General features: G+C 63.3%; 17 protein-coding genes. 7 read left to right on the forward strand and 10 right to left on the reverse strand.

Annotated features, from left to right (window positions below):
* Positions 1 to 33 precede the first annotated feature (33 nt).
* On the reverse strand, positions 34 to 408 hold the full coding sequence (locus E4K65_RS22250; protein ID WP_209312080.1) for a DUF2946 domain-containing protein: 375 nt from the start codon (positions 406 to 408) through the stop codon (positions 34 to 36).
* A 479-nt stretch (positions 409 to 887) separates the two neighbouring features.
* Here E4K65_RS22250 and E4K65_RS22255 point away from each other — a divergent pair, with 479 nt between their 5' ends.
* The 4 genes from E4K65_RS22255 to E4K65_RS22270 all read left to right on the forward strand — a co-directional run bounded on the left by E4K65_RS22255 (position 888) and on the right by E4K65_RS22270 (position 5016).
* Positions 888 to 1292: a globin gene (locus E4K65_RS22255; protein WP_167771032.1), complete on the forward strand. Its 405-nt coding sequence runs from the start codon at positions 888 to 890 to the stop codon at positions 1290 to 1292.
* A 136-nt stretch (positions 1293 to 1428) separates the two neighbouring features.
* On the forward strand, positions 1429 to 2451 hold the full coding sequence (locus tag E4K65_RS22260; protein WP_025575635.1) for a sugar ABC transporter substrate-binding protein: 1023 nt from the start codon (positions 1429 to 1431) through the stop codon (positions 2449 to 2451).
* A gap of 21 nt (positions 2452 to 2472) precedes the next feature.
* Positions 2473 to 3975, forward strand: a complete 1503-nt coding sequence (locus tag E4K65_RS22265; protein WP_135175999.1) for a sugar ABC transporter ATP-binding protein — start codon at positions 2473 to 2475, stop codon at positions 3973 to 3975.
* 12 nt (positions 3976 to 3987) lie between these two features.
* Positions 3988 to 5016 carry an ABC transporter permease gene (locus E4K65_RS22270; RefSeq protein ID WP_135176000.1) on the forward strand — a complete coding sequence of 343 codons (1029 nt, stop codon included), beginning with the start codon at positions 3988 to 3990 and terminating at the stop codon, positions 5014 to 5016.
* 177 nt (positions 5017 to 5193) lie between these two features.
* Here the strand turns inward: E4K65_RS22270 and E4K65_RS22275 are convergent, their stop codons facing one another.
* Complete coding sequence (locus E4K65_RS22275) at positions 5194 to 5469, reverse strand: hypothetical protein (RefSeq protein ID WP_167771033.1); 276 nt, start codon at positions 5467 to 5469, stop codon at positions 5194 to 5196.
* A 122-nt stretch (positions 5470 to 5591) separates the two neighbouring features.
* Positions 5592 to 5717 (reverse strand): hypothetical protein, encoded by a 126-nt coding sequence (locus E4K65_RS49525; RefSeq protein WP_283813863.1) that lies wholly within the window; start codon positions 5715 to 5717, stop codon positions 5592 to 5594.
* A 611-nt stretch (positions 5718 to 6328) separates the two neighbouring features.
* Here E4K65_RS49525 and E4K65_RS22285 point away from each other — a divergent pair.
* On the forward strand, positions 6329 to 7783 hold the full coding sequence (locus tag E4K65_RS22285) for a DUF1254 domain-containing protein (protein WP_135176001.1): 1455 nt from the start codon (positions 6329 to 6331) through the stop codon (positions 7781 to 7783).
* A gap of 364 nt (positions 7784 to 8147) precedes the next feature.
* On the forward strand, positions 8148 to 8984 hold the full coding sequence (locus E4K65_RS22290) for a hypothetical protein (protein ID WP_167771034.1): 837 nt from the start codon (positions 8148 to 8150) through the stop codon (positions 8982 to 8984).
* 87 nt (positions 8985 to 9071) lie between these two features.
* Here E4K65_RS22290 and E4K65_RS22295 read toward each other — a convergent pair whose 3' ends face one another.
* From E4K65_RS22295 to E4K65_RS22315, 5 genes are read right to left on the reverse strand one after another with little or no spacing between them, the layout of a single operon-like run.
* Positions 9072 to 10109 carry an ABC transporter ATP-binding protein gene (locus tag E4K65_RS22295; protein WP_135176002.1) on the reverse strand — a complete coding sequence of 346 codons (1038 nt, stop codon included), beginning with the start codon at positions 10107 to 10109 and terminating at the stop codon, positions 9072 to 9074.
* Positions 10102 to 11082, reverse strand: coding sequence for an ABC transporter ATP-binding protein (locus E4K65_RS22300; protein ID WP_135176003.1), 981 nt, complete (start codon positions 11080 to 11082; stop codon positions 10102 to 10104). The genes E4K65_RS22295 and E4K65_RS22300 overlap by 8 nt, the downstream gene beginning before the upstream one ends.
* Entirely contained in the window at positions 11079 to 11900 is an 822-nt protein-coding gene (locus tag E4K65_RS22305) for an ABC transporter permease (protein ID WP_092180959.1), read from the reverse strand. The genes E4K65_RS22300 and E4K65_RS22305 overlap by 4 nt, the downstream gene beginning before the upstream one ends.
* Positions 11897 to 12820 (reverse strand): ABC transporter permease, encoded by a 924-nt coding sequence (locus E4K65_RS22310; RefSeq protein WP_135176103.1) that lies wholly within the window; start codon positions 12818 to 12820, stop codon positions 11897 to 11899. Before E4K65_RS22310 ends, E4K65_RS22305 begins: the two co-directional genes overlap by 4 nt.
* Before the next feature lie 60 nt (positions 12821 to 12880).
* Complete coding sequence (locus E4K65_RS22315; protein WP_135176004.1) at positions 12881 to 14470, reverse strand: ABC transporter substrate-binding protein; 1590 nt, start codon at positions 14468 to 14470, stop codon at positions 12881 to 12883.
* 323 nt (positions 14471 to 14793) lie between these two features.
* Between E4K65_RS22315 and E4K65_RS22320 the strand changes: the two genes are divergently transcribed.
* Entirely contained in the window at positions 14794 to 15645 is an 852-nt protein-coding gene (locus E4K65_RS22320; protein WP_235885701.1) for a hypothetical protein, read from the forward strand.
* Between the two features lie 13 nt (positions 15646 to 15658).
* Here the strand turns inward: E4K65_RS22320 and mtnK are convergent, their stop codons facing one another.
* On the reverse strand, positions 15659 to 16951 hold the full coding sequence (gene mtnK / locus E4K65_RS22325; RefSeq protein ID WP_135176006.1) for an S-methyl-5-thioribose kinase: 1293 nt from the start codon (positions 16949 to 16951) through the stop codon (positions 15659 to 15661).
* Between the two features lie 35 nt (positions 16952 to 16986).
* Complete coding sequence (locus E4K65_RS22330) at positions 16987 to 17334, reverse strand: hypothetical protein (protein ID WP_027548089.1); 348 nt, start codon at positions 17332 to 17334, stop codon at positions 16987 to 16989.
* Between the last annotated feature and the right edge of the window lie 39 nt (positions 17335 to 17373).

The raw sequence follows: 17373 nt of genomic DNA on the forward strand, positions 1-17373 counted from the left end.
CCAGCGGACGAACCGCGGCGACACCGAAGGTCGTCAGGAAAAGCTTGGAGGCGCACGCGCCTGGGCACTTCCGCCCTTTTGGACGGAAACAGCGGACGTCTCCGCCACGTGCCACGTCACGCGCTCGGCGTGGCGGAAGGGAACGGCCAGCGCAACCTCTGGCGACGAACCGAGCGACGCGTTGGCCTGGGCCAGACAGCAGAGCGCACACGCAGCGCCATGCGCGGTTGGGGTGCCGGTCTGATCGTTCAGGCCGCCCTGTTCATTCGCACTGTGGCAGATGACGGCGGCAGACAGCGGATCGGCCACAGCCTGACCGGCCGCCCAACAGGCGGCAATCGGCGCCAGCACCTGCATCACCAGGGCGAGCAGGACCAGGGGTAGGAATTTTTGCAGCCGAGCGCGCATCCACCGAACCATTCGTTCGTGCGCTAACTAAACACCTCGCCGGGACCCGAGTCGAGGTCAGTTCCGCCGCCCGCTTGGTCCAGCGCAAATTTGCCGAAAACTGTGGTCGGAGCGCCCCATCGGGGGCGGGTCCGGCATTTGAGGCAGCCGACGCGCCTCGCCCATCCACAGATTTCTTATATTTGTCATATGCTTACATGACTAAGAGCCCGATCGTTTCGTCAGCTGCTCTTATTTTGAACAATCGTTGCTGAAAATGATGACAAGTGAGAAAAGTTGATCTAGCATCCCTCTTGCTCAGGCTGGCCGAGAGGTCGAAGTCTGGTGGTCCAAGTCTCGGGAGGAGCCCCTGGCGCGCAAAACGCAGCGTCGCCCCGTCAATCAAGAGCAAATCTTAGAATCGGGGATAATAGGGTCGACACAATTTTTGAGCGGGGCTAGGGCCCCGCTCTTTTTTTGTCTGCATGGCGCTTACGCCGATGAATGTCTCCCCCAATCCGGTCGAACTGAGCTTTGAACGCGCGGCCTTGCGCTGCGCGGATCTCTCGCCGCTGGTCTACCAACGCCTCTTCACCGAGCCCCCGGAAACGCGAGCGATGTTCCGATCGCAAGGCAGCGAGCTCGTGAAGGGATCGATGCTCGCGCTGGCGATCGAGGCGATCCTCGACTTCGCCGGCGAACGCAGTGGACATTTCCGGCTGATCGCCTGCGAGGTCGTCTCGCACGATGCCTATGGCACGCCCCGCGCGCTGTTCATTGCCTTCTTCGCCGTCATCAGGGATACGCTGCGCGAGCTGCTCGGCGTCGAATGGTCGCCCGACATCGCGCAGGCCTGGGACACGTTGCTCGTCGACATCGACATATACGCCGCCGCTCAGGCCTGACGCTTTGCGCTGCACCAACGCGGCTGCGGCGATCTCGCGACTGATTGCAGATTGAGTGGCATCAACTCTTGTGAGACACTTTCGGACATCGGTCGCGCAATCAATGACGCGCCGACTAAATTTATGGGAGCGAGCGATGTCCGGGACGAAAGATTTCTCGACGACGAGGCGCGATCTTCTTCAGGCGGCAGCGACCGCCGGCGCCGCGACTGCCCTTCTCGGCAGCATGGGCATAAACCCCGCCCTTGCAGCCGAAGTCGGACGATCCGAGAAGCCGCTGAAGGCGGCGTTCTCCAATGCGGGTCTCCAGGCGACCTGGTGCGCGCAGGGCAAGCAGGCCGCGGAATTCTGGGGCAAGCTGTTCAATGTCGAAGTCACCTGGTTCGACGGCCAGCTCGATGCGGTGAAGCAGCGCGCCGCGATCGACAACATGGCCTCGCAGAAATGGGATTTCGTCGCGATCCAGGCTTTCGGTATCGGCACCCTCACCCAGCCCGTGCAGAAGATGATCGATGCCGGCACGCCCGTGATCGACATGGACACGCTGATTGCCCCGCTCGACCAGATCAACGTCCACTCTTTCCTTGCCCCCGACAACGAGTTCATGGGCGCCTCGGTGACGCAGGCGCTGTGCAACGCCATGGGCGGCAAAGGCAAGATCATCATGACGCAAGGCGCGCTGGGCCATACCGGGGCGCAAGGGCGCGCCAAGGGCTTCAACAGTGTCGTCAAGCAATTCCCGAACATCGAGGTGCTCGACACCCAGCCCGCCGATTGGGACGTCTCCAAGACCGCGCGCCTCTGGGAAACCTATCTGACCAAATATCCGCAGATCGACGCGGCGTTCTTCCACAATGACGACATGGCGCTCGCCGCCGCCAACATCATGAAGGCGCGCAATCGCACCAACATCCTGATCGGCGGCGTCGACGCGATGCCGCCCGCGATCCAGGCGGTGAGCGAGGGCCGCATGTTCGCGACCGTGCGCAATCCCTCCTGCCGCATCCATGGCGGCGCGATCATCGCGGGCGTTTCCGCCGTGGTCGGCGGCGAGAAGAGCGGACAGGGCATCCCCAAGAACGTCGTCACCGACGGCCCGGTCGTGACCAAGGCCAACGCCGCCGGAATGCAGTGGATGCAGGATCACTTCCTGATCTGAGCCTCCAAGATCTGATCTGCAATGCGAGAGGATCGTTCGCCCATCCTGGAACTGCAAGGCATCACGAAGAGCTTCGGCGGCGTCGAGGCGCTTCGTGGTGTCGACTTCGCGCTTCATCCCGGCGAGATCCACGGTCTCGTCGGCGAGAACGGCGCCGGAAAAAGCACGCTGATGAAGATCATCGCCGGCGTGCACACCGAATTCACCGGCCGTTTCCTGGTCGACGGCAAGGAGACCCATTTCCGCTCGGCGCGCGACGCGCATGCGGCCGGGATCGCCATGGTGCATCAGGAGCTCAGCGTCGCGCCCGACCTCACGGTCGCGGAGAACGTCTTCCTCGGCAACCAGCCGACCAACGCCCTCGGCCTGGTACAGTGGCGGCGCATGGCACGCGAGGCCGGCGAGCAGCTTGCCCGCTTCGGCATCAACGTCGATCCGATGAGCCGGCTCGGCGACCTTCCGATCGGGCTCCAGCAGCTCATCGAGATCGCCCGCGTGCTGTTCTCCGGCGCCCGCATCGTCATCCTCGACGAGCCGACCTCCGCTCTCTCCCCGCCCGAGGTCGAGCGGCTGTTCGCGACGCTCAGGCGCCTGCGCGAGGCAGGCACTGCAATCGTCTTCATCTCGCATTTCATCGAGGACATTTTGCTCGTGTCGGACACGGTGACAGTGTTCCGCAACGGACGGAAGGTCGCGGAGACAGCGAGCGCTGCGACCAGCAAGGGCGCGCTGATCGAGGCTATGATCGGCCGCGGCGGCGAAGCGCTCGAGCACAGCTATACCGACGATCTGATGCTGCCCCAGCCGAGCGACAGCTCGGTGATCCTGAAGGTCGACCAGCTTTCGCTAGCCCGCAGCCTGAAGGACATCTCCTTCGAGGCGCGTGCCGGCGAAGTGCTCGGCATCTACGGCTTCATGGGCTGCGGCCAGCAGGAGCTCTCGCGCATCCTGTTCGGCAAGCTGAAGCCGGACGGCGGCACGCTCGCCGTCGAGGGGAAACCCAAGACCTTCGCCAGCACGGCGGCCGCGCGCCGCGCGGGCGTGGCGCTGGTGCCGGAAAGCCGGCGCGACATGCTGTTTCACCAGGAGCCGGTCTACAAGAACATCTCGATCAGCATCCTGGATCGCATCTCATCGCTGCTGCTCAAGCCCGCGCAGGAGCGCGACATCGCCAAACGACAGGTCGAGCAGCTCCAGATCCGGCCGCCCGTGGTCGGCCTCGATCTCGGCATGCTCTCCGGCGGCAACCAGCAGAAGGTCGCGCTGGCGAAATGGCTGACCTATCCGCCAAAACTGCTGGTGCTGTGCGAGCCGACCCGCGGCATGGATGTCGGCGCCAAGAACGACGTCATCAACATCGTCCGCGACCTCCGCACCAGGGGGCTCGCCATCATCGTGCTGTCGACCGAGCCGGAAACGGTGCTGTCGCTGGCCGACCGCATCCTCGTGCTCAAGCGCGGCGCGGTGGTGCGGGAGTTCAAGAACGAACCGGTCAGCAAGGACCGCCTGCTGGAAGCGGCGTGACGGAGAAGCACAATGGCGAGCAGTGAGACGGCCTTTGCTGAAGCTCATCGGGCGCGTGGTCTCGCGCCCTTCCTGCGCTCGCAGATGCGCAACATAGCACCGTTCCTGACACTGATCTTCCTCTCCGCCTTCTTCTGCTTTGCGAGCCCCTCCTTCGCGACGCTTGACAATCTCGGCAACATCCTGACGCAGGTGTCGGTGACAGGCATCATCGCCGTCGGCCTCACCTTCGTGATCCTCTGCGCGGAGATCGACCTCTCGATCGCCAGCATCGCCAACGTCACCGGCATCGCGGTCGCCTATTTCACGCTGCAAGAGTCCTACGTCAACATCGCCAACATCCCCCTGCCCGGCGCGGTTGCGATCCTGCTGTCGATCCTGCTCTGCGCGCTGCTCGGCCTCGTCAATGCGCTGGGGCTGACCGTGATCGGCATCCCCTCCTTCATCATGACCTTGGCGATGATGCAGATCGCAGCCGGCATCTCGGCGCTGCTGGTGCGCGGCCAGATCGCCTACAAGGTGCCCGGCCTGATCACGACGCTCGGGTCCGGTTCGATCGGCGGCATCCCATGGATCGTCATCGTCGCGGCCATCATGCTGCTCGGCGGCCATCTGGTGCTGACCTACACGCGCTTCGGCCGCTACGTCTACATGGTCGGGGGCAATCGCGAGGCGGCCGAATATTCCGGCCTCAACGTCAAGCTCATCCTCGGCGCCGTCATGGTGATCTCGGCGGTGTGCTCCGGCATCGGCGGCATGCTGGGCGTCGCGCATTTCGGCAGCGCGCAGCAGAACGAGTTCGACACCTATCTGCTCGACTCCATCGCCGCGGTCGTCGTCGGCGGCACCAGCCTGTTCGGCGGCCGCGGCGGCATCGGCAACACCATCGTCGGCCTGTTCGTGCTCGGCGTCCTCAACAACGGCCTCGACCACGTCAACATCGACAGCTTCCTGAAGATCCTGATCCGCGGCCTGATCCTGCTGGCGGCGCTGGTCATCAACGTCTATGCGCAGCGGCTGAGGGAGAAAGCGGCGGAGTAGACCGCCCTCAAAAACAAAAACTGCGAAAACAACCCCATGCACAGTAGAAACTGTGAGGAAGTTCAGCCGCTTACCAAACCCGCGATTGCGTAAGCGCGACCGCGCCGACGTTTGACTCGTCGGGCAAGACAGGAGCACAACGCCATCATGGCGCCGATCCCGTAGGGAGCGCAGAGCTCAGGGGAGCGGCTCGACCTTTGCCGCCATGTCGGGGACGCGGGTAATTCTGAACCAGGCGTTGCTGCATTTCAGAAGCCAAACGTCGCGATCAGGTTGAGACAACCTCGCATTTTTCTTTGCGCCGAGTGGCTTTTCGCACGTGAAGCCTTGTGCACGGATCTGGGCCGCCAGCATTCCCTGAATCGTTTCGGCCGGAATTTGCTGCGCCCGCACTTGCGGACCAAAAAGAATAAAAGCGAAGGAAAAGAGTAATGATCCAGATGCTCTGTGCATGATTTCAACCCTTGAAGCAGCCACCCCGCGAGTTCGAATGTCGCACTATAGCAGAAACACCGGTGTTGTCCGCGCCCGGACGAGCCCGCCTTAGCGCGGCCTGCTCCAGTTAGCCTCCGTGCTCACGAATACGCCGTATAGGAACTGACCCACACCAGGATCGAGGCGAGCAGGCCGATCACCCCTGCATTCCCGGCAAAGGGAGCGGCGCTGCCGGACATTTCCGGACGAAGCGAGTCACGGCTCATCCCATCGGTATCGATATCTCAGCCGGAAATCACCGTCGTACCGTCAAGCGCGTTTGTACACGCCGGCCCCTAGCACACAAAATAATGACCAAGGCTGGTCCTCATTGGACGGTTGTGCTAGCGTTCCATTTGCAATGGAGGTTTCAAGAAATGGCCTCGTCGCAACTTTTTCACTGCGCCTCATTTCGATTCTCGCATACGCCGTCGAGCGTTTGATGCATCGCATATTGCTGGAAGATGCGCGCCCTGGCGCGCCAAAGCACGAGTGTTTCAAGTCGTTCCGTGGTTTTGTGTATAAGGAATGATGTCATGCGTATCACAATGCTGAATCAATTTTTCGGAATTCTCGCCGTCACCGCGACGTTGCGCGGGACCGAAACAGCGTTCGCCCGGAACGCGGCAGCCCTGCCTCCACCCTATCATTGAGACGATCGAAGACGCGGGGAACGCGCGCGACGTGTGGGCCAAGGCTCCGGCGATATGATGTGGCTCAACTGATCGAAAATACGCCGGGCTCGACCGTCACGAGAGACGATACGATTCCGACGTTGGGCAAGGAGAATTGAACGAAGCCGTAAATCCAAATCAAAAATCAGCAGAGGAGGTTCGAGATGTTTCGAGGATTCCTGCCACTGACATTGTCTCTCTGCCTTGGTGCGGCGACAGCACCAGCAACGCGGGCTCAATCGGCGCCGCCGACCACCGAACAGGAGGCGCACGCCATCGCGGTCGACGCCTATGTTTACTTCTACTCCATCATGTCGATGGACGTATCCCGCAAGCAATTCACCAACGGCACGACCGATTTCAGGGGGCCGATGAACACGTTCGTCAACGTGCCCGAATACCCGCCGGCGGATTTCAAGGGCGTGGTGCGTTCCAACTTCGATACGCTGTATTCCGTCTCCTGGCTCGACATGACCAAGGAGCCGGTCGTCATCTCGGCGCCGGATACCGATGGGCGCTACTATCTGCTGCCGATGCTCGACATGTGGACGGACGTCTTCGCATCGCCGGGCTGGCGCACGACGGGCACCAAGGCCGGGACGTTCCTGGTGGCGCCGGCGAACTGGCGGCCGGATCTGCGCGACAGATTCGCTGAGGAGTTCAAGCTTCCAAAAGACACCCAGCGCATCGACGCGCCAACGCCCTACGTCTGGCTGATCGGCCGGACCAAGACCGACGGGCCGCCGGATTATGATGCGGTCCACAAGATCCAGGCCGGCTACAAGGTCACCCTGCTTTCCGAGTATGGCAAAACGCCCAGGCCGGTCGAATTCAAGCCGGACCCAAGCGTCGACATGAAGACGCCGCCGAAAACCCAGGTCGATACCATGACGGCCGGCGTGTATTTCGCCAATGCTGCGGAGCTGCTCAAGCTGCATCCGCCTCATGTCACCGACGAGCCGATCATCGCGCAGATGAAGAAAATCGGCATCGAGCCCGGCAAGAGCTTTGATATCGGCAAGCTCGATCCGGCCGTGCAAAGGGCGCTGGAAACCGCACCGCAGGACGCGCAGAAGCTGATGGCCTGGAAGCTGCCGACGCTGGCGCGGGTTGCCAACGGCTGGGGGATGAACACCGACACGGTGGGTGTTTACGGCAACTACTACCTGAAGCGGGCCATTCTCGCGCAGCAGGGGCTTGGCGCCAACGTGGTCGAGGATGCCATCTATCCGCTCAATCTCGCCGACGACACCGGTAAGCCGCTCGATGGCGCGAACAAATACACCCTCACTTTCGAGAGGGGCGCCACGCCGCCTGTCAATGCGTTCTGGTCGATCACGCTCTACGATCAGGACGGCTTCCAGGTCGGCAACACGCTGAACCGCTTTGCGGTCTCTAGCTGGATGCCGTTCAAGTACAATGCGGATGGTTCGCTCGACCTCTACTTCCAGAACGCGAGCCCCGGCAAGGAGCTCGAAGCCAACTGGCTTCCTGCACCGAAGGCGCCGTTCAATCTGACCATGCGCCTGTACGCGCCAAAGTCGGAAGCGCTGACCGGAAAATGGAATCCGCCGCCGGTTGTGAAGTCACAGACAACGGTTGGCATATCGGCCCAATAAAAGTTGACGGCTCGCCGGCGCTTCGGCGCCGGCGTCCGACAGAGCGAACGCGAAGCAGGCGTCTAACCGTCGGCGACTACACCAACGGCCTTATCGCCGGAGGACGCTTGAACCCGCAGCTTGGCGGTCAGGCCTAAAGGCTCTGGTGCAAGTCCGTTGCTGAAGGGTCAGCACTCCTTCCATAATTCTCCAAATACGAACATAGTTCCGCCCTGCTCGGCTGCGTTAAAAATCAACACCGAGCGGCTGGCAAGAAACAATCCTCGCAGGCCCAATTACCGATGCGTTGAGTGTTCGCTCGCCGTGCGCACACGCGCGGATCGCTCTCACGCGAATGCCATTGCATTTTGATACGGAGCATCAAATGAACTCCATGCTGGACGACAGGCTCGTGGAAGGGCAGATCGCAAGCTTGGAGGAGCAACTGTCGAACCTGGCACGCGAAGCAGGAGTCAGTTCTGCGGCCGCGCCGACCAGCATCAAGCGGTTTCCCATCCTGCTGGCAACGCTTCAGGCGGATTGGCGCTATGTGGCTTTGGTCGGCTCCCTGTTGGCAGTATCCCTTGGTGTGGTTGCCTGGTGGTGGTCATTCTCCGCCGACACGGCAAAGATGCCTCCCCCAGACCCGGCACCTCTGGCGCGCTCCGCCGCGCCGGAGTCGGTCGTGCCGACTGCCGTTGCCCTGCGTCCCGAGTCGTCGCAGCAGCTCCAAACGACGGCGCGTGATCTTGCTGCCTTGAGCCAAACGGTCGAACAGCTTAAGGCGAGGCAGGAACAATTGATCCGCGACAATGAAAATCTGGCAAGCCAACTCAAGGACAGTCGAGAGGAATCGGCGCGCAACAACGGCATCATCTTCCAGATCAGGGCCGATCAGATCCAAATGGCGCGCGAAAACCAGACGCTCACCGAGCGGCTCAACGCAAGTCAGGACCAACTCGCCCGCGTCATCGCCAACGCTTCGGAACCAAAGGCAATGCCCGAGGCGTCACCAACGACGAGCCCCGAACAGCCAAAGACGATGCCCGAAGCGTCGCCAGCGGTGAGCTCTGAAGAGCCCAAAGTGGTACCCGACATACCGCTGCCACGCCCGCGGCAGTCGGCCAATGTCGTTCAAACGCAAAGGACCGCGCGCCCCCCGGAGCGGCCGCAAGCCAAGAAGCCGCAACCGTCAATCTCATGGCCATGGTCCACGCGCTAAAGCGGGCATCGACGTTCCACAGAAATTGACGCTGCGAGCGGTGGCAGCCGGCGAACTTGGGATGCGCCAACGAACGCGCTCTCCATTCTATGGATGTCCGCTTTCGGTCGAGGCCAATGCCATCTGGCCGGCAATTTCGTCAGCTCGCCAACACCGCACCGCATGTCCGTCGGCTCGCGTCTCCAGCGACGGCCCTGGCTCCCGGCGGCACACGTCCTCGGCATATCGACATCGCGGACTGAACGCGCAGCCGTCCGGCGGATCGAGCGGATTGGGAAGGTCGCCCCCTGTCGTCGCCAACGGTGCATGGCGCAACGGATCGGGGATGGCGGCGATCAGGGCTTGCGTATAGGGGTGCGCCGGCCGTTCGAAGATTTCGCGCCAGTCGCCATTCTCGACAATGCGCCCGAGATACATCACGGCGACCCTGTCGCTCATGTGCTCGACGACGCCGAGGTCGTGGCTGATCATGATGTAGGAGAGGCCGAGCGTCTCCTTCAATTCCAGCAGCAGATTGATGATCTGGGCGCGGATCGAGACATCGAGCGCCGACACGGGTTCGTCGCAGATGACGATCTTGGGATTGAGGATCAGAGCGCGCGCAATGCCGATGCGCTGGCGCTGGCCGCCCGAGAATTCATGCGGGTAGCGGTCGGCCTGTTCGGGCCGCAGGCCCACATGCCGCAGCATCGTCGCGACGCGGTCCTCGATCTCGCTTGCGGCGGTTACGCCATGCACCCGCAGGGGATCCTCGAGCGTGCGGCGAACGGTCTGGCGCGGATTGAGCGAAGCATACGGATCCTGAAACACCATCTGCACGATGCGGGCCAACGCCTTGCGATCGCCGGATTGCCTGTTCGTCACGACCTGTCCATCCAGCACGATGCGGCCGCGCGTCGGCGTCAGCAGACCAAGGATCGACAATGCGACCGTCGACTTGCCGGAGCCGGACTCGCCGACGAGGCCGAGACATTCGCCGCGCTTCAGCCTGAGATCGACACCGTCGACGGCACGGAGCAGCCGCCGGCCGCGCCCCAGCAAGCCGCCCCCGAGCGGAAAATGAACCGCGAGATCCTCGATGCTGAGAATGACGTCGCCGTCCGGCCTGCCCTGCGGTTCATGCATGGTGGTGACACCTCACCAGACCGCCCGCCTCCAGCCATGTCGTCTCCGGCGCAGTGGTCCGGCAAATATCGGTCGCCTTCGGACAACGCGGATTGAACCTGCAGCCATCAGGGAAAGCCGTGATCGCCGGGACGACGCCCGCGATCTCCTGCAGCCTGGTACGGCCAAGCGCGGCGCGACTGCCGAGCCGCGGCAACGAGTCGACGAGGCCCTGCGTATAGGGGTGCGAAGGCGCACGGAAGATATCGGCCGAGCCGCGCTCCTCGACGATGCGGCCGGCATACATCACCGCAACGCGGCGACAGACATTGGCGACCAGGCCGAGATCATGGCTGATCATCAGGATGGCCGTTCCTCGCTCGGCACAGAGATTGCGCATCAGCTCGATGATCTCCGCCTGAACGGTCACGTCGAGCGCGGTGGTCGGCTCGTCGGCGATCAGAAGATCCGGGCCGCAGGCGAGCGCGATGGCGATCATCACGCGCTGGCGCATGCCGCCCGACAGCTGGTGCGGGTAATCCTTCACGCGTCGCTGGGGCGCAGGGACGCGGACGCTCGCCAGCGCCTCGACCGCCAGCTGGTCGGCCTCGCGCCAGCTCTTGCCCTGATGCAGCACGAACATCTCGGCGATCTGCCGTCCCACCGGCGAGACCGGATTCAGCGCCGTCATCGGCTCCTGGAAGATCATGGCGATGCGATTGCCGCGCAGCGCCCGCTGCCGGGCAGCTGGGAGCCGCTGGATCTCCCGCCCCTCAAACCGGATGACGCCGCCGCCGATCGACAAGGGCGGCCGCAACAGGCCGATCAGGGCCAGCGCCGTGATGCTCTTGCCGCAGCCGGATTCGCCGACCAGGCCGAACGTCTCACCCCGATCGATGCGGAACGAAACGCCCTCCACGGCGGGAACCTGGCCGGAACCGTGGTTGAGGTCGATGCGCAAATCCTCGACTTCGATCAGCGGCGAGCCCGTCATGTGCGCCGGCTCCGCGATTGCGGATCGAGAATGTCGCGCAGGCCATCGCCGAGCAGGTTGAGGCCGAGCACCGTCAGGAAGATGGCAAGGCCGGGAAACACCGAGAGCCACGGCGCCGTGGTGATCTGGTCGCGGGCTTCCGACAGCATGCTGCCCCAGCTTGGAAAAGGCGGGCGGACGCCGAGGCCGAGGAACGACAACGCGGCTTCGGACAAGACCGCGCTGCCCATGCCAAGCGTGCCGATGACGACGATGGGTCCGAGCATATTCGGCAAGAGCTGCGTGATCATGATGCGCACATCGCCGTAGCCGAGCACGGTTGCAGCCTGCACGTAGCCCTGGCTCCTCAGCGACAGCGCCGAGGCCCGTGCGAGGCGGCAGGTGAAGGACCAGTTGGTCAGCCCGAGTGCGATGAGCAGGCTGGTCAGGCCGGGGCCGAGCACCGCCATGATGGCGAGCGCGAAGATCAGCGAGGGGATCGCGAGCATCAGATTGGTCAGGCCATTGACGACATCGTCCCACCAGCCGCCAAAATAGCCGGCGCTCAGGCCCAGCGCCACGCCGATGACGCTGTTGATGAGCTGGGAGACGATGCCGACGGTCAGCGAGACGCGTGCGCCGTACAGGACGCGGGAATAGATGTCGCGGCCCTGCCCGTCGGTGCCGAACCACCAGGTCCAGCTCGGGGGCTCCTCCGCATTCATCAGGTTGGCGTCCATGACGGGGTCGGTGTGCGCCAGCCAGGGCGCGAGCAGGCCGACGACGATCGCAAGCGCGAACAACGATCCGCCGATGACGAGATTGGCGCGGAGCTTCATGCGTATCTGATCCTGGGATCGATCACGCCGTAGAGCACGTCGATCAGCAGATTGATCGCGAGAAAGAACAGCACCACCACGAGAATGGAGCCCTGGACGGCGGGAATGTCGCGCTGCAGGACGCTGTCGACGAGCAGCGAGCCGATGCCCGGCCAGGAGAACAGTTTCTCGACGACGACCGCCTGCCCCATCAGCGCGCCGAACTGCAGGCCCATTGTCGTGAGAATCAGGACGAGCGCGTTGCGCATCACGTGCCACTTCACGACCCTGGTCTCGCTCATGCCCTTCGAGCGGGCCGTGCGGACAAAATCAGCGGTCATGATCTCGAGCACCGCGGCGCGCGTCGTCCGCGCCAGCAGCGCCATCGGCGAGACGCCGAGCGTCACGGCCGGCAGGATCAGATATTTGAGGCCGCCGTCGCCATAGCCGAAACTCGGCAGCCAGCCGAGTTTCAGCGCGAACAGGTACATCAGCAGCAGTCCGAGCCAGAACTTGGCCATCGAAAGTCCCGACACCGCCACCACCATCGCTGCGCTGTCGACGATACCACCCGGCCGCAGGGCCGCGACGAAGCCCAGCGGCACGCCGACCACGACCGCAAATGCCATGGACGCGAAGATCAGTTGCAGCGTCGGCCCCATCCGCTTGGCGATCATGGTCGTGACCGGCTCGCGCGTCCGGAACGACGTCCCGAAATCACCTGTGGCGAGCTTCGCGACATAGGCGCCGAACCGCATGTAAACGGGCTCGTCGAGTCCGAGCTGCTTTTTCATGCGCGCCTCGACCTGCGGGTCGCTGTCATCGCTCATGGTCGAGATGATGCTGCCCGGAACGACGCTGAACAGCACGAAGACCAGCATCACGACGGCCAGTACGGTCGGAACGGTTTGCAGGAGTCGACGGATCAGGAAGGAGAGCATCGGCACTTTTCCTCTCTCCCTCCATCTGACGTCACGATGGAGGGAGCGCGATAGCGCATGTCACTTCGCGGGCGAGGTCTCGTCGACCCAGAGGTCCTCGACGTTCTGATGGGTCAGCTCCGTCGCGTTCAACTGAATTCCCTTGAGCCAAGGCTGCACGGCCATGACCGCCTTGTTGTAGTTGAAGAACCAGACCGGCGCCTCTTCATAGAGCAGCGCATTGGCCTTTTGCAGCAGCTGGCCGCGCTTTGCGGCGTCGTCGGTCTGCCCGGCCTCGTCGATCAACTTGTCGAAGTCTGCGTTCTTGAAGTTCATGTAGTTGCAGGCCGATTGCGGCGTCGACGAGTGGAAGCATTTGAGGGCGGCCTGCGGATCCGGGCCGGACTGCTGGGAGTAGACAAACGCCTGGTAGTCGCCGCTGCGGACCACCTCCGCCAGAATCGCGGTCTCGACCTGCTTGACCTTCGCCTTGATGCCCACCTTGTCCAGCATCGGGATGACGGCCGTGACGATCGGCAGGCCCCAGCTCTCGTTCTGGCTGGTGGTCCATTCGAACTCGAAGCCTGAGGGATAGCCTGCGTCGGCGAGCAGTTGCTTGGCCTTGGCGGGATCGTAGGCGTAGGGCTTCATGGTCTTGTCGTAGAGCGGCGAGGTCAGCGGCAGCCAGCTGGTGGCGCGATAGGCCTTGTTCTTGACCAGCTTGTTGATGATCAGGTCGGTGTCGATCGCATAGTTGATCGCCTGCCGGACGCGCTTGTCGGTGAACGGCTTGAATGCGGGATTCATCCCCATGTAGCGCGTGAAGACCTCGGCGACCTCGACGATGGTGCCCTTGAGATCCGCGTCGGATTGATATGCGACATACTGCGCAGGTCCCAGCACCGAAGTGTCGATCTCCTTGTTGCGGAAGGCGACATCGCGGGCCGCGGCCTCGCCCATGACCGATACGATGACCTTGTCGGCGTAGGGCTTGCCGGGCTTGTAGAACCGGTCCCACCGTTCGAGCACAATGCGCGATCCCGGCACGTGCTCGACGAACTTGAACGGTCCAAGACCGATCGGTTTCTGGATAAAGCCCTCCTTGGCGGCCTCGTCGGCGGGATAGATCGAGGTCAGCGCGGTGAAGAGGTAGAAGCCCGGATCGACCTTCTCGGTCAGCTTCATTTCGAGGGTGAAGTCGTCGATCTTCTTCAGGCCGGAAATTTCCTTGGCCTGGCCCTTCTCGACCGCGGCGGCGCCCTCGATCACGCGGACATAGCGCGCGCCCGGGTAGGCCTTGGCGCCGTCCATGATGCGGTTGTAGGACCAGATGACGTCGTCGGCGGTCATCTTGCGGCCATTGTGGAAATAGGCGTCGTCGCGAAGCTTGAAGGTGTAAACGAGACCGCCGCCCGAGACGACGACCTCCTTGGCAAGCTCCGGAACCGGCTTTCCTTCCGCGGAATCCCAGATGTAGAGCGAGCGATGCAGCGCCTTGGCGTAGATCTCGTCCTGGGCGCGCTGGGTGGTGTGAATGTCCAGGCTGGTGAAACTCGAGCCATAAGGCGCGGTCATGCGGATGGTTCCACCCTTGCGCGGTGTCTGAGCCTCTGCTGATCCGGCGAGCGCCAGTCCCAAGCCCGCGACGATCGCAATCATCCTGAACATCATGGTCCCTCCGACAATGCAGGCGTATTCCAGTCAGCGAGTTGACCATCCGCAGCACGTCGAGCGCAAGCTCCTCTTTTCGTCTTGGATGCCGCAGTTCCTTGCAACGCATCCTCCAAGACGCCCGCCCCGGGGGCAAAGCCCTCAGGATGAGGCCGTGCTCTGCGGCGAGACCTTCAATCCATCGAGAATCGGAAGCGGAAACAACGATCTACGAACGGTGAACGCCTTGCGCGATCGATGCGACCAAGCTCAGGACAAGGGCCTTGGCCCGAAGATCTCGTCGCGATGGGAATCCGGACATGAAAAGCCGAACGCTAGGTGCTTTGCTTATCGGCGGACTGGTCGCCGCGACGGCCGTGCTGGCAAGCCCGGTCGCGGCCAGCCTCGGCCGGTACAGCGAGGCGGACAGCATCCGGTTCGGCTGGAGTCGCACCACCGGCGTGAACGACTATCTTGACGAAACGGGGTGGGCGGTCCGGGGCCATGACACTCCGGATAATTTCGTCGAACGACTGCTCAGCATCCCCGTCGGAGCGGTCGCACGGGGCGCAGGTGCGGGTTTCGAAGCCAGGGTTTCCCAAGGTACCGGTCTGCCACTGCCAGAGAGCTGGAGCATCGCCACGGCGAAGAATTCGCCGTACATCACGTCGGTCTACGCCGAGACCCCGCGCGATCTCGCGGCGGTGCTCGGCTTCTATCGCGCCGAGCTCGGCAAGCGTGGCTGGATCGAGACGGTGGTCGAACCAGACCGGGCCGTGATCACCTTCACGACGGTCCGTGGACCGGTCCTGCTCCGGCTTTCCCGTCAGAACGACAGGACAATCGCCGAACTTTCGCTGCGCAAGCCGGGTGTCGCGAATGCCGGCCTCCTGCCGAGGCCGAGGCAGGCAAAGCTGATGCTCGGCAACAAGTCGGACGAGGGGGCGGTCATCACCGTCGCCGACCAGACCATCAAGCTGCCGGCGCACGCCGGCGAGAAACTGGCGCACTCCGACTCCGCCGCATCCGAAATACCGGACAGCCAAAAAATCGATCTGCCACCCGGCAAGTACAAGGTCACCCTCAAGGTCGAGGGTGGCACGGTCGATATCCGGGAGTTCGAGGTCGCGGCCAACGAGACCTGGGGTCTGCTGGCCGGTACAGACGGCGTCCTGCTGCCGATGCGGCTCTATTGAAGCGCATCGGCCTCTAGCCGTTCACAAACTCCGGCATCCAGTCCCGCAGCTTTCGCGCGGCGCCGGTGACGTCGGCGATCGCAGGGAATGCCCCCGTCTCCACCATCATCGCCCGCGCCAGCCGCACGGCGCGCGCCTCGCTGATCGCCCGCCTCCGCGGATCCTCGATCAGCTCGAAATCGATGTTGTGGGCGAGGCCGAAGATGCGGCGGATGGTTTTGGCCGCGGCGAAGCCGACCGCATCGGCGAACAGGCGCTGCATGTAGGCCTGCCGCTCGGCCTCCAGCCGCGCCGCGCCCGTCTCGCCGGCGAAGAGCGAGGCCGGATAGGCGTCACCGGCGGCTCCGGCGCGCCAGAGATCGAGGAATTTGCGGGCGAACTCGTTCCAGACCTGCTCGACCGTCTCCAGCACCCAGCCCTCGAACGCAGCCCGTTCGCCCGGCGCGCGCTCGTGACCGGCGGAGGCGAAATAGGCCATCAGCAGATTGGCCAGCACGGCGCCGACGTCGAACCCCATCGGGCCGTAGAATGCGAATTCCGGGTCGATCACCCGCGTCTGGCTGTCGGTGACCATGATCGAGCCGGTGTGGAGATCGCCGTGGAGCAGTGCCTCGGGACTTGCCATGAACTTCAGCTTCAGCCGGGAGATGGCGACGTGCAGGTCCATGTCGTCGCGCAACGACGCTGCCAGGCCGTCGAGGTAAGGCGCGGTCCAGCGGTTCTGCTCGGCGATGCGGTAGGGATCGGTGAAGATCAGATCCTCGGTGATCTTGCACAGCGCATGGTTGCCGGCGAAGGCGGCGATGCCCTCCTTCTTCTCGGCCGCGGAGAGCGCGAGGTCGGACGTGAAGAACAGCGTCCGCGCCATGAAGGCGGTGATGTCGCCCGCAAAGCGCGGATATTGCGCTGCCGCGACCAGCCCCTTGCGCATGATGATGTGGGGCTCGAGCAGCTCCATCACCGTCAGCGCCAGTGTCTCGTTGTGGTGCAGCAGCGCCGGCACGAGGCCGGGCGCGAGGTCAGCCTGCTTTGACAAGGCGAGATATTCGTAATGAGCCCGCGACAGCGGCAGCGGCCAGCTCTTGCCGACGAGGCGGACATAGGGCAGCGCCTGCTTCACGGCGACGCCGCCGCGATCGCCCTTGACGATGAAAACGAGATTGAGATTGCCGTCACCGACCTCGGTGATCGACCAGGACACCGGCTCAGCGCCGAGCAGCGCCACGAGATCCGGGAGACCCGCGAGATAATCCCGCAAGGCCGCCTCATGCAGAATCCGGTAGTCCCCTGCCCGATCCCCGGTCATGACGATCCCATCCCATGCTTGGCACGGCCGGATCGTTACTCCCGCTCCAGGAAGCTCGAGCCGATCCCGGCCTTTCTTTTGATGGGATCGTAATCACAATAGACGCCGTCCGCCAACAGCGTGTAGCTGGCGCTGACGTTGTATTTGTCCAGCTTGACCGAGTTCAACCCGATCACCGAGGTGCTCTTGCCGCCGTTCCACTTGAACGGCGTCGAGCTCTTGGCCTGCTCGCAGGCCATCACGGCTTCGTTGAAGACGTAGCCCTCGACGAACGCCTTCAGCGTCCGCACCTGCACGGCCATCTTCCACTCGAAATAGCCGATGGCGCCCAGGCCGGCGACGATCAGCACCAGAAGCGCGACGACGATCCTCTGAAAAGTCATTCGTTCCCCCAAAACAATATCGTCAGCAAAAAAAGTCCT

Origin of the sequence: Bradyrhizobium niftali (assembly GCF_004571025.1) — a bacterium.
Taxonomy (GTDB): domain Bacteria; phylum Pseudomonadota; class Alphaproteobacteria; order Rhizobiales; family Xanthobacteraceae; genus Bradyrhizobium; species Bradyrhizobium niftali.